10 protein-coding genes are annotated in these 11,953 nt (G+C 66.9%); 4 read left to right on the top strand and 6 right to left on the bottom strand.

Translation table 11 applies throughout. The features are described from left to right. Positions 1 to 113: 113 nt before the first annotated feature. From OVA06_RS00115 to fdhA, 4 genes are all read left to right on the top strand, one after another. Entirely contained in the window at positions 114 to 1,712 is a 1,599-nt protein-coding gene (locus OVA06_RS00115) for an APC family permease (protein ID WP_268160554.1), read from the top strand. 464 nt (positions 1,713 to 2,176) lie between these two features. Next, positions 2,177 to 3,481 carry an aromatic ring-hydroxylating oxygenase subunit alpha gene (locus OVA06_RS00110; RefSeq protein ID WP_268155379.1) on the top strand — a complete coding sequence of 435 codons (1,305 nt, stop codon included), beginning with the start codon at positions 2,177 to 2,179 and terminating at the stop codon, positions 3,479 to 3,481. Beyond that, positions 3,478 to 4,881 carry a ferredoxin reductase gene (locus OVA06_RS00105; protein WP_268155377.1) on the top strand — a complete coding sequence of 468 codons (1,404 nt, stop codon included), beginning with the start codon at positions 3,478 to 3,480 and terminating at the stop codon, positions 4,879 to 4,881. Before OVA06_RS00110 ends, OVA06_RS00105 begins: the two co-directional genes overlap by 4 nt. 134 nt (positions 4,882 to 5,015) lie before the next feature. Then, positions 5,016 to 6,227, top strand: a complete 1,212-nt coding sequence (fdhA, locus tag OVA06_RS00100; protein WP_268155375.1) for a formaldehyde dehydrogenase, glutathione-independent — start codon at positions 5,016 to 5,018, stop codon at positions 6,225 to 6,227. A gap of 104 nt (positions 6,228 to 6,331) precedes the next feature. Here the strand turns inward: fdhA and OVA06_RS00095 are convergent, their stop codons facing one another. Genes OVA06_RS00095 through OVA06_RS00070 form a run of 6 tightly spaced genes read right to left on the bottom strand, consistent with a single transcriptional unit; the run spans position 6,332 to position 11,951 of the window. Continuing rightward, the gene (locus OVA06_RS00095; protein ID WP_268155373.1) at positions 6,332 to 6,463 is read right to left on the bottom strand and encodes a hypothetical protein; all 132 of its coding nucleotides are present in this window, start codon (positions 6,461 to 6,463) and stop codon (positions 6,332 to 6,334) included. Further along, complete coding sequence (locus tag OVA06_RS00090) at positions 6,463 to 7,836, bottom strand: NtaA/DmoA family FMN-dependent monooxygenase (protein ID WP_268155371.1); 1,374 nt, start codon at positions 7,834 to 7,836, stop codon at positions 6,463 to 6,465. The genes OVA06_RS00095 and OVA06_RS00090 overlap by 1 nt, the downstream gene beginning before the upstream one ends. A 9-nt stretch (positions 7,837 to 7,845) precedes the next feature. Beyond that, positions 7,846 to 8,916, bottom strand: coding sequence for an LLM class flavin-dependent oxidoreductase (locus tag OVA06_RS00085; protein WP_268155369.1), 1,071 nt, complete (start codon positions 8,914 to 8,916; stop codon positions 7,846 to 7,848). Beyond that, positions 8,913 to 9,740 carry a DUF1684 domain-containing protein gene (locus OVA06_RS00080; RefSeq protein WP_268155367.1) on the bottom strand — a complete coding sequence of 276 codons (828 nt, stop codon included), beginning with the start codon at positions 9,738 to 9,740 and terminating at the stop codon, positions 8,913 to 8,915. Before OVA06_RS00080 ends, OVA06_RS00085 begins: the two co-directional genes overlap by 4 nt. Next, positions 9,730 to 10,863: an LLM class flavin-dependent oxidoreductase gene (locus OVA06_RS00075; protein WP_268155365.1), complete on the bottom strand. Its 1,134-nt coding sequence runs from the start codon at positions 10,861 to 10,863 to the stop codon at positions 9,730 to 9,732. Before OVA06_RS00075 ends, OVA06_RS00080 begins: the two co-directional genes overlap by 11 nt. Continuing rightward, positions 10,860 to 11,951, bottom strand: coding sequence for an ABC transporter substrate-binding protein (locus OVA06_RS00070; RefSeq protein ID WP_268155363.1), 1,092 nt, complete (start codon positions 11,949 to 11,951; stop codon positions 10,860 to 10,862). Before OVA06_RS00070 ends, OVA06_RS00075 begins: the two co-directional genes overlap by 4 nt. Between the last annotated feature and the right edge of the window lie 2 nt (positions 11,952 to 11,953).

Genomic DNA, 11,953 nt, shown 5'->3' with positions numbered 1-11,953 from the left:
GCGTGCACGCCGTCCCTTCGACTCAGCCGCGCCCCAGGGCGGTTCGATCCCATCGTGCTTTTCTGATTTAGGAGTCCACAGTGGAACCCAGCAAGAGTATTGATTCAAGCGGCATGGACGAATTTGGCTACACCCAGACCCTGGACCGCAGCATCGGCAAGTTCGCCAGCTTCGCTGCAGGCGTCAGCTACATTTCCATCCTCACCGGCGTTTTCCAGCTGTTCTATTTCGGTTTCTCCATGGCCGGCCCCGCGTACGCGTGGTCCTGGCCCATCGTGTTCGTGGGCCAGCTGATGGTGGCCCTCTGTTTCGCCGAGCTTGCCGGCCGCTACCCGGTGGCCGGTTCGGTCTACAACTGGGCCAAACGGCTGGCGTCCGGGACGTCGTCCTGGCTGGCCGGCTGGCTGCTGCTGCTGTCCTCCATCATGGCGCTGGGATCGGTGGCACTGGCACTGCAGATCACGCTGCCGCAGCTCTGGTCCGGCTTCCAGTTTGTTGGAGACGGTACGGGCCCGTTCGATTTCGCCATGAACGGCGTGGTGCTGGCCACCATCATGATCACCATCTCCACCCTGATCAACGCCTTCGGCGTGAAGCTGATGACGCGGATCAACAGCATCGGCGTCTTCGTGGAGCTGGTGGCGGCGGTGCTGCTGATCCTCGCCCTCGGCTGGCATGTGGTGCGCGGGCCGGAGGTCTTCTTCGATACCGCGGGCTTCGGCGAAGGGCACGACCTCGGTTTCTTCGGCGTCTTCCTGATCGGGGCCATGGCCTCCGGCTACGTCATGTACGGCTTCGATACGGCAAGCTCGCTGGGTGAGGAGACCAAGGACCCCAAGAAGACGGCACCCAAGGCCATCCTCCGCGCCGTCACGGCGTCGTTCCTGCTGGGCGGGCTCATCCTGCTGTTCGGCATCCTGGCCGCACCGGACCTTACCGATCCCAAGGTGGGATCGGCCGACGGCGGCTTGCAGTACATCGTGCTCAGCGTCCTGGGCGGCCCGTTCGGCAAGGCGTTCCTGGCCTGCATCGTAGTGGCGGTGGTGGTGTGCACCCTGGCCGTCCACGCCGCTGCGATCCGGATGATGTTCGCCATGGCCCGGGACAACAACCTGCCGTTCAGCCGGCAGCTCAGCAAAGTGGACCCGGTCCGCCGTACCCCCACCGTGGCTGCCATTGTCATCGGAATCCTGGCGGTACTCCCGTTGCTGATCAACGTGATGCAGCCGGCCATCTTCACCATCCTCTCCAGCATCAGCATCGTGCTGATCTATCTGTCCTACCTGCTGGTGACGGTGCCCCTGCTGCGAAAGCGGCTCCTGAAGAAGTGGCCACTGGCCGATGCCGACGGTGCCGAGCCTGGGTTCTGCATGGGCAAGTGGGGGCTGCCCGTGAACATCCTCGCGGTCCTGTGGGGTGGCGCCATGACCGTGAACCTGATCTGGCCGCGGCCGGAGATCTACAACTCGGTGCCGCCCTTCGAGTGGTACCTGCAGTGGGGCGGCGTTCTGTTCGTGGCGGCCGTGACCGGCGGCGGGGCCCTGCTGTACCGGCTGAAGATCAGGCACCAGACGGGCGTGCTGGCCGAGCACGCCGCCGCAGTGGCAGCCCACCCGTCCGCAGGCCCGGCTGCTGGCGCTGTCCCGGCTGAATCTCTTCCGGCTGACGCTGTTCCCGCTGAGGAGGGGGCCGTCGCGGTCAAGGTGCCCTAGGCGGCGCCACCCCTGACTGCACAACGCACAGGGAAGGGCCGACGACGGCACGCGCCAGGCCGTCGTCGGCCCTTCCTTGCCGCCCGCGTGCAGTAGAGATTTCGATGCTTTTTTACGCTGCCGCACCGGCGCTGGACGGGCCAATCAGCCGCCATGCCGCGGCGCCCTGCCGTACTCCGATGTCAAGACATTTCTGTGGCCGCGGCCACGCGTTTGTAACTACTTGACAGTCGGCGTGGCATAGGTCACGCTGTTGCACATCATGATTGTTGTTGCGTAAGACGCATGCGGAAGGACCCCAAGATGGAGAGGCTTGCCACAAGCTCAGTCCGGACGCCCGGTCTTCTTCCGCGTCGATCCTCCCCCACCTCGTAACGGCGACATTCCGACACCGCGAGTTGCCTCCACCAACTCCGAAGTCTCCCCACCAACCGCATACTTACCCAGCCTCCCGGGAGGAAAAAATGACTGCTCCAGTGAACGTGCCCCTCAACTCACGCGGAAAACTCGCTTCGACTTTGCCTGCAGAGCAGCAGGCAGAGATCGCAGCGCTGTTCGAGTTCCGGCGCACGGGCTACTCCCTTGACGCCCCCTTCTACACTGACCCCACGATCTTCAAGATCGACATGGAGGCCATCTTCGGCCAGCACTGGATCTTTGCCGGCAGCGTTGCCGAGCTGCCCGAGCCAGGCGACTACATCACCGTCGATTACGGCCCCTATTCCCTGATCGTGCTCCGCAACGACGACGGCGGCGTCAACGTCCTGCACAACGTCTGCCGCCACCGCGGTGCCCGTGTCCTGACCGAAAATGCCGGTTCCACCGGCAACCTCGTCTGCGGCTACCACTCCTGGACCTACTCCCCCGAGGGCAACCTGATCCACGCCTCCGCTCCCGGCGAAGCCAAGTTCGACAAGAACTGCTTCGCCCTCAAGCGGGCCCACAGCCGCGAGGTTGCCGGACTCATCTTCGTCTGCATCGCTGACGAACCGCCCACGGACTTCGATGAGACCTCGAAGATCTTCGAGCCTTACCTGGCACCGCACGACCTGTCCAAGACGAAGATTGCCTACCAGCAGAACATCATCGAAGAGGGCAACTGGAAGCTCGTCATGGAGAACAACCGTGAGTGCTACCACTGCGACGGGCACCCGGAACTCGCCTGTTCCCTCTTCCCCACCTGGGGCCTGACGGAAGGCCTGATCCCCACCCACCTCGAGGAGGTCTGGGACCGCAACAAGGAAGCACAGTCCTCGCTCGAGGAGCGGTGCCGCCGCTACGGCCTCCCCTACGAGGTGGTCGAGGAACTGGACACGCGCATCGCGGGCATCCGCATCTCCCGGGAATCCCTTGACGGAGAAGGCGAATCCTTCTCCGCCGACGGCCGCCGGCTGTCCAAGAAGCTGCTCGGCGACCTGCGCGACTTCCGCCTGGGCCGCTGCTCAATGCACCTGCAGCCGAACAGCTGGTTCCACTTTCAGAGCGACCATGTCATCACCTTCGGCGTCTTCCCCATTAACGAACACCAGACCCTGGTCCGCACCACCTGGCTGGTGGCCGACGACGCCGTGGAAGGCGTCGACTACGACCGTGAGAAGCTGACCTACACTTGGCAGCAGACCAACATCCAGGACAAGGCGTTCGTTGAGCTGTGCCAGCAGGGCGCAGCCAGCCCCGCCTACGAGCCCGGCCCCTACATGAAGAGCGAATACCAGGTGGAGGCCTTCATCAACTGGTACGTGCAGCGGGTGCAGGAGCACTTGGCATGATTGAGCTCCTCTCTGAAACGGCGGCTGTCCAGGAGCCGCAACGCATCCGCGGCCTGGAGATGCCGTGGAACAGGGTGATGGGCACCACCGAGGGACCCGCAGGCGCCGCGCGCGCCCTGGGGCCCTGGCACCCGCAGGAGTTCATGGCTGAATGCGTTGAGACCGTCCCCGAAGCGGGCGGCATGATGACGTTCGTGTTCCGCCGCTGCGACGGGGCTCCCCTGGCGTTCCGTGCGGGCCAGTACGTGAACATTGCCTTCCCGGTGAACGGCGAAGACCAGGAGCCGGTGGACCGCAGCTACTCGCTGTCCAGCTCGCCCACGGAACCCTGGACCTTCAGCGTCACCGTCAAGCGCGACGCCGGCGGACTGGTTTCACCGTGGGTGCACGGCAACGTCAGGCCCGGCACGGTCCTGGACATGCTGGGCCCCGTGGGGGCATTCCACCTGCCCGACGCGGACCGGCGCGCACGGTACCTCTTCCTCGCCGCCGGTGCGGGCATCACCCCCATCATGTCGATGCTGCGGACCATCCATGACCTGCCCGGGACCGCTGACGTGGTGGTCCTCTACCACGGTGCGGAAGCCGGAGGCTTTGCGTTCCACAAGGAGCTGGCCTACATCGCCTCAGTGGACTCGCGCGTCAAGGTCTTCTACGCGCTGGGCGACCGCGGCAGGCCCGAGGAGTGGGAAGGCTTCAAGGGACGGTTGTCCGCCGCGATGATCGACGAGGTGGCCCCCGACGCCAACGGCCGGCAGGTCTACGCCTGTGGCCCGGAGGGCTACCTGAACACCGCTACGGAGCTGCTCAAGAAGGTAGGCGTCGACGACACCTCCATCTACATGGAGTTCTTCTCGGGCGACCGGCAGACCCTCCTGGAATACCAGGCAGAGCTCGCGCATGCAGCGGACATTGCCGAAGAAATCGCGGAGGAAATCGCCGACTCCGCCGAGGACTACTACGAAAGCCAGCCCGCCGCGTTCGGCATGTACGAGCCCGGCTACGACGAGGATGGAACGCTGCAGGCTTCCGGGCTGCCGCTGGAAGCGGTGGACCCGGACGCTCCGGCCTCCACGGAAGCCGCCGCGCCGGAGGCCGCCACCCCGGATGCGTCCAGCTTCGACACCGTGGGAACCGGCAGCCTGACCCTGTCCTTCCTGCGCACCGGAATCAACGTGCGGATCGACCCTGAGGAGCACATCCTCGAGGTGGCGCAACGTGCCGGTGTCCGGATCGGCGCGAACTGCAAAGAGGGCATGTGCGGCTCCTGCAAGGTGGTCAAGCTGTCCGGGGACATCGACATGAACCACCAGGGCGGGATCCGCAAACGGGAAATCGATGCGGGCAAGTTCCTGCCCTGCTGTTCCACCGCACGCACCGACATGGTGATCGACGCCTAGCCGTCCCGTAAACGGCGGGTGCCGCCCACCCCAAAGATTCACCGCAAGTGAAAAGTAAAACCACACGGAAGGTCTGATGCACCCAGCGTCGGGCCTTCCGTGGCAATCAAATGCCAACCATAGGAGCCATGCCCATGTCAGGTAACAAAGCCGTTGCGTACAAGGAGCCCGGGGTCGTCGAAATCATCGACACCCCTTACCCCACCTTTGAACTGCAGGCCGGCCCCGGCGTCAATCCCGTCAATGTTGGCCGGAAGGTCCCGCACGGTGTCATCCTGCGCACCGTAAGCACCAACATCTGCGGTTCTGACCAGCACATGGTCCGCGGCCGCACCACCGCCCCGGCCGGCCTCGTCCTGGGGCACGAAATCACCGGCGAAGTCATCGAGGCCGGCCCGGACGTCGAATTCATCAAGGTGGGAGACATCGTCTCGGTCCCCTTCAACATCTCCTGCGGCCGCTGCCGGAACTGCAAGGAACGCAAGACCGGAATCTGCCTGAACGTCAACCCGGACCGCCCCGGGTCCGCCTACGGCTACGTGGACATGGGCGGCTGGGTGGGCGGCCAGGCCGAATACGTCCTGGTCCCCTACGCCGACTGGAACCTCCTGCGCTTCCCCGACCGCGACCAGGCCCTCGAGAAGATCATGGACCTGACCATGCTCTCGGACATCCTGCCCACCGGATTCCACGGGGCCGTCACGGCGGGTGTCGGCGTCGGGTCCACCGTCTACGTTGCCGGAGCAGGACCCGTGGGCCTTGCCGCAGCCGCCAGCGCCCAGCTGCTGGGTGCAGCGGTGGTCATCGTCGGAGACCTCAACGAGGACCGACTGGCCCAGGCCCGGTCCTTTGGCTGCGAAACCGTCAACGTGGCCAACGGCGACCCCGCCGACCAGATCGAGCAGATCCTCGGCGTCCGGGAGGTGGACTCAGGAATCGACGCTGTCGGCTTCGAAGCCCGCGGGCACGGCCACGGCGCCCAGGAGGCACCGGCCACAGTGCTCAACTCGCTGATGGACATCACCACCGCCGGCGGGTCGGTGGGCATTCCCGGCCTCTACGTCACCGGGGACCCGGGCGCCGCGGACGAGGCCGCCCAGAAGGGCAGCCTGTCCCTGTCACTTGGCACGGGCTGGGCCAAGTCCCTCTCCTTCGCCACCGGCCAGTGCCCGGTCATGAAGTACAACCGGCAGCTGATGATGGCGATCCTGCACGACAGGATCCACATCGCCAAGGCCGTCAACGCCACGGCCATCCCGCTCGAAGACGCACCCCGGGGCTACGCGGAGTTCGACGCCGGGGCGGCCACCAAGTACGTCCTGAACCCGAACGGTTACCTCAACTAAAGCCGCAGGCGAGGCGGGGTCTCCCCAGAGGCTGTTTCGAGCGGGCCGCTGCACCACCCAGTCCATATGGGTAGCGCAGCGGCCCGCGTCAGTTGGGAAAGGTCCTACAGCCACTGCTCCCACACGATGAGCTGCAGCTTGCAGGTTTCCTCCCAAGCAGCCCCCAGGGAAGGGCCCGCGGCGGCACCCTCCTCGCCGCCGTCGTCGTCCCTTCTCTGGCAGCCTGCGGTACGCATCAGGCGCGGACCGCCCCGGACGGCACATCGGCCGTGCGCACCGGCGTTTCCAGCCCGAGGTTCTCGCGCAGGGTGCTGCCGCGGTACTCGGTGGGGTACACGCCGCGCTCCTGCAGCTCCGGCACCAGGTGGTTGACGATGTCATCCAGGCCGGTGGGAACCAGCCACGGCGAAATGTTGAAACCGTCCACCGCACCCGTCCGGGCGTACTCGGCCAGGTGGTCGGCCACGGCCGTGTAGGAGCCGGTGAACGTGGCGTCGATCCGCGCCGTCTTGGAGGTCACGAACTGGCGGATGGACAGGCCCTTGTCCTTGGCCTCGGCGCGCCACTGGTCCGCGAGCTGGCGGGCCTTGGCACCGTGGAAGCCGCTGCCGCGGGTCTCGGATGTCTCCTCCACCACGGGGTCGATCTCCGGCAGCGGGCCGTCGGGATCGTAGGCGGAGAGTTCGCGGCCCCAGAACTGCTCCAGGTAGGCAACAGCCTGCTGCGGGCCGATCTGCAGGCTGCGCACCCATTCCTTCTTTTCCGCAGCCTCTTCGGCCGTGGCCGCGAGGATGAATTCGCTGGCAGGCATGATCTGCACCGCGTTGGCACCGCGGCCCGCCGCCACCGAGCGCTCCACGAGGTCCTTACGGAACTCAAGGGCGTCGTCAAACTTCGGGTGGGCGGAGAAGATCACGTCGGCCTGGCGGGCGGCAAAGTTCCGGCCCTCGGGCGAGTCCCCGGCCTGGAACAGGACAGGCCGATACTGTGCGCTGCGCGGCAGCCGCGGAGTCACGTCCACTGTGTAGTGCTGGCCTTCGTGGAGCACGCGGCGGGCGGGGCCGGCGGGGGTCTCCCAGGAGTCCCAGATCCGTTTGGCCGTCTCCACGAATGCCTCGGCGTGCTTGTACCGGTCCGCGTGGTCCAGGTAGCCGCCGCGGCGGAAGTTGGCGCCGGTCCAGGCGTTATCCGTGGTGACGATGTTCCAGGCGGCGCGGCCGCCCGAGATCAGGTCCAGCGAGGCGAGGCGGTGCGCCAGGTCTGCTGGATCGTTGTAGGTGGTGTTCTGGGTGGCCACCAGGCCGATGCTTTTAGTCACCGATGCCAGCGCGGCCAGCATGGTCTGCGCGTCCGGACGGCCAACCACGTCCAGGGCGTGCGGGCGGCCCAGGTGCTCGCGCAGGCGCAGCCCCTCGCCGAGGAAGAACGCGGCGAACAGTCCGCGCTCGGCGGTCTGGGCGATGCGGCGGAAGGACTCAAAGTCGGTCTGTGAACCGGATTCTGCGGCTTTCCAGATGGTGCCGGAGTTGACGCCCTGGAAGAAGATGCCGAACTGGATCTGGCCGCTCGGCTGGAAGGCGTTGGATTTAGCACGGTTGTGTTGTGTCATGGTTTTTCCTTACTTTCCGGTGCCGGCGGCGGCAGATGCGTAGCGGCTGGCCGGGCGCTCCAGGCCCAGCAGGTCGCGGAAGGTCCCGTCCTGCAGCACGGGACGAAGCACTCCGCGGCGGCGCAGCTCGGGCAGGACCAGGCGGCCCAGTTCGTCGAGGTCCAGGGCGAGCGACGCCGGGTGGAGGCGCACGCCGTCGGCATCCTCCAGCAGCGACTCCAGGAAGTCCGTCAGGGCGGCGGCAGTGCCCGCGAAGGCCGCGCGGCCGCCGTCGAACGGTGTCTCCCGCGAGGCCGCAGCCTGCCCGCGCGAGTCGAGGACGAGGTCGAGCTCGGCGATCACCGCCACGGACGCGCCCACCCGGGAACGCACGTCAAGGACCTCCGCGGCCAGCAGCTCAGGGGTAGGCGCGGACACAAGCACTGCGTCCAGGGCATCAACCGGCACTTCACCGAGCAGCGATGCCGGAGCCAGCACGGGCAGCTGACCCTGCAGCGGCCGCGGAATGATGGACGGACCCTTCACCGAATAGCCCGCACCGGCAAACCCGGCCGGCGTCTCAAAATCGGCATAGTGCAGCTTGTCCACGTCGATGTACCGCCCGGTGGAGACGTCGCGGATCACGGCGTCGTCCTCCCACGAATCCCACAGCCGACGGGAGACCTCAATGGACGCCGCAGCTTCCTGGCCCAGCGCGGCGCCGGTAGCGGAAGAGCGCCCGACGGCGGCAGCAGCCGCGGGTGCCTCGTCCGCGGTGACGATCCACCCCGCCCGGCCGCCGGAGACGTAGTCGAGGCTGGCCAGCTGGGTGGAGACGTGGAACGGTTCGGTGTAGACGGTGTCCACTTCGGGCACCAGTGCAATCGATCTGGTAACCGGGCCGGCGAACGCTGCCCGCTGCAGTGCGTTGGCGCGGCCGGGAACCGGCGCGTCCGTGAACGTGGCTGCGTGGAAGCCGGCGGACTCGGCGGCCAGCACCGCACCGGAGATGTCCGCCCCGTCCCACCCGGCGCCGTCGAGCTCGATGGCCAGGAAACCGGCCGGGCTTCCTTCGGCCGAAGGGGTATTAGTGTTGCTCACTTTTGGTCCTGACGTTCGTAGGGAATCTTTTCGCCGGCTTCAATGGCCACGGGCAGCCGGTTTTCGGCCGGCGGCAGCGGGCAGGTGGCCAGGTCCGTGTAGGCGCACGGCAGGTTGACGGCCCGGTTGAAGTCCAGCACCACGGAGCCGTCCGCCTCGGGTACCACGGAGAGCGAGCGGTTGGCCGCGTAGGTGGTGGTGCCGGAGGTCTGGTCCGTGAACAGCACCGACAGGGAACCCGGCGCGTGGCCGTTGAACGCCGTCAGCGCCAGTTCCTGTCCGGCGAGCTTGAAGCGGATCTCGCCCGGAGCCTCGTAAACGTGCTGAATGCCCTCGACGGCGGCGCCCACCGTGGTGGGCCGCGGCGCCTCGAACGGAACGAACGTTCCGCCGACGGCGTAAGCGGCATCGGGCGAGTAGGCGGGCGTGCCCTGGTACTCGCGGAGCAGCCCGTTCTCCGGGTTCCGCGGCCGCACGATGTACTCGCCGCCACGCTTGGCCACCTCGATGACGGTCTCGCCGGACACGAGGTTGATCCCGCCGCGTTCTGCAATAGGTCCGAGTTCCAGGGTTGCGCCGGCTTCGGTGTTCAGTTCCTTGCCGTCCTGCTGCAGGCTCTCACCCGGCTGCAGCACAACGCGGACGACGTCGGCCTCCGCGCTCCAGGTGCCCGGGGCGCCTTCCAGCGGAGCGGCATCGCTGCTAAGCCAGTGGAGGTGGGTCACCGCGAGGAAGCCGTGCGGGTGGGCGCGGTGGCGCTCGTGCGCCGCGTGCCACTCCTGCCAGTCGGCGTCGAAGGTTTCGAGGGCTGTTTCAGTGGACAAGGGCGTTCTCACTCCTGCTGGCGTTGGCGGACGGGTTGGATCGCGTGAATTCGGGGCGGTTGCCGTAGAGGTCCCCGGCCTCCCACAGCGTGGTGGGCGCTGCGGCCCGGACGGCCGGGATCACTTCGAGGGCGAAGCGCTCAAGGATTTCCAGCTGTTGTTCGAAGGGCAGCGTGGTAGGCAGGGAGATGGACTGAAGGTTGTGGCGGTAGAGCTGGTGGTAGCTCAGGATCTTGTCGATCACCTGCTCCGGGCTTCCCACCAGCGCTGGCCCCTCCGCGACGGCGTGCTGGATGTCCCGGAAGGGCGAGTTGTTGCCCGGCACGTTGCGGTTGGCCGCCAGGGCCTCGTAGACGGGCCCGAACTGGCGCACCGCCTCCTGGGTGGTGTCGGCGATGAACACGCCGCCGGCGCCGCAGCCCGAGCCGACATACTGCTGCCGGGGATCGTGGCCGTGGCGCTCGTACTCTTCGCGGTAGTGATCGATCAGCACCTGGTAGTTTTCCCGCGGCTGGATGGCGTTGGCGGTGAACAGGGGATCGCCCCACTTGCCGGCCAGGGCAGCCGACGTCAGTGTTGTAGCAGAGCCGTGCCAAATACGCGGCGGACCGTCGAAGGGGCGGGGCGTGGTGGTGGCAGGTTCGGTCAGCGCGGACCGGAACCTGCCGGACCAGGTGACGCCTTCCTCACGCCACAGCCGGCGCAGCAGCTCGTACTTTTCGGCCAGCAGGTCCCACTGGTCCGCCAGGTCCAGGCCGAAGAGCGGGTACTGCAGCACCTCGTTGCCCTTGCCGATGGTGACCTCCAGGCGGCCGCGGCTGAGCTGGTCAATGGTGGCGTAGTCCTCTGCCACCCGCACGGGGTCCAGCACGGACAGCACCGTGACGCCGGTGTGCAGCCGGATCCGGTCCGTCACGGCTGCGATGGCCGCCAGCACCGTGGTGGGCGAGGAGGAAATGAACTCACCCGCGTGCCGCTCCCCCACCGAAAAGCTGTCGAACCCCAGGGCTTCTGCCCGGCGGGCGGTTTCCACTACCTGGTTCAGCCGGTCCGCGGTGGAGACGATCTCCCCGGTGAGCGGGTTCTTCAGGTGCGGAATGATGTCCAGGACCTGGAATTTCATGAGGACTTCTTCGATGCTTCGGCTGATGCGCTGGCCGTGGCCGCGGCCTGGGTGGCGGCGTAGTTGTCCTCCGTGATGGTCTTCGCTTCCGGCAGCGCTTCCTCTGACAGGCCCCAGCGTTCCAGGACCTTGCCGTAGGAGCCGTCCTTGATGGCGGAGTTCAGGGCCTCGGTGATCACCGGCGCCAGCCCGTTGCCCTTGAGCGAGGTGGCGGCCACCAGCGTCTCGGACGGCCAGCCGGCGTTCACCTTGCCCACCACCTTCAGGTCGTCACGGGTGTTTTCCCGGTACACGGTGGACGGGTAGGGAGCAATATTGAGGTCCGTGCGGCCCGAGGACAGCGCCAGGATGGTGTCTGCCTCGGACTGGTAATACTGCAGGGTGGCCGGCGCCTTGCCCTTGTCCTCAAGCTCCTTGTTCCAGGCCAGCAGGATTTTTTCCTGGTTGGTGCCGGAGCCGACGGAGACGCGCAGGCCGGAGATGTCGTCCGCGCCCTTGATGTCGTAGGTGGCGGATTTCTTGGCTTCGAAGCCCATGAACGCGGCCCGGTAGCTGGCGAAGTCGAACAGCTTCACGCGGTCCTTGTTGACGCCCACGTTGGAGAAAACCACCTCGAAGTCGCCGGACTGGGTCTTCAGCGGCCAGTTCTCCCAGGACGTGACCTGGACGTCGAGTTCCAGGCCCAGCTTGTCCGCCACCAGCTGGGCGATATCCAACTCGGAGCCGATGGGCGTCTTGTCGTCCGTGGCGTGGAAGGACAGGGGGATGGACCCGGCTGTGGTGGCCACCGTCAGCTTCCCGTCCTTGCCGATCAGCTCGGGGACCTTGGCGGCGAGCGCCGCATCCTTCTCGCCGCGGATCCGCTGCTGGTCCGGGGACGTGTTGTAGACGACGCCGTTGCGTGCCGCCGTCGTCTGCGCCGCGCCGGAGGCATTACCGGAGGCCGAAGCGCCGGGGTCTGCGCAGGCGGACAGCGCGGCCGTTCCCAGGAGGACGACGGCGGGCAGTGCCGCGAAGCTGCGGCGGTTGCGGAGGCCCGGGGTGCTGGAGCGGCGCCGGCCGGACTGGCGCAGGGGTGGAAAAGCCATGG

The organism is Pseudarthrobacter sp. SL88, assembly GCF_026672455.1.
Taxonomy (GTDB): domain Bacteria; phylum Actinomycetota; class Actinomycetes; order Actinomycetales; family Micrococcaceae; genus Arthrobacter.
The sequence above is the reverse complement of the archived record's forward strand: the minus strand, read 5'-3'. Positions and strand labels throughout refer to the sequence as shown.

What these genes read in the sequence shown, in the direction of transcription:
- OVA06_RS00115 (WP_268160554.1), top strand. Translation starts at nt 114, where the DNA reads ATGGACGAATTTGGCTACACCCAGACCCTGGACCGCAGCATCGGCAAG.
- OVA06_RS00110 (WP_268155379.1), top strand. Translation starts at nt 2,177, where the DNA reads ATGACTGCTCCAGTGAACGTGCCCCTCAACTCACGCGGAAAACTCGCT.
- OVA06_RS00105 (WP_268155377.1), top strand. Translation starts at nt 3,478, where the DNA reads ATGATTGAGCTCCTCTCTGAAACGGCGGCTGTCCAGGAGCCGCAACGC.
- fdhA (WP_268155375.1), top strand. Translation starts at nt 5,016, where the DNA reads ATGTCAGGTAACAAAGCCGTTGCGTACAAGGAGCCCGGGGTCGTCGAA.
- OVA06_RS00095 (WP_268155373.1), bottom strand. Translation starts at nt 6,463, where the DNA reads ATGCGTACCGCAGGCTGCCAGAGAAGGGACGACGACGGCGGCGAGGAG.
- OVA06_RS00090 (WP_268155371.1), bottom strand. Translation starts at nt 7,836, where the DNA reads ATGACACAACACAACCGTGCTAAATCCAACGCCTTCCAGCCGAGCGGC.
- OVA06_RS00075 (WP_268155365.1), bottom strand. Translation starts at nt 10,863, where the DNA reads ATGAAATTCCAGGTCCTGGACATCATTCCGCACCTGAAGAACCCGCTC.
- OVA06_RS00070 (WP_268155363.1), bottom strand. Translation starts at nt 11,951, where the DNA reads ATGGCTTTTCCACCCCTGCGCCAGTCCGGCCGGCGCCGCTCCAGCACC.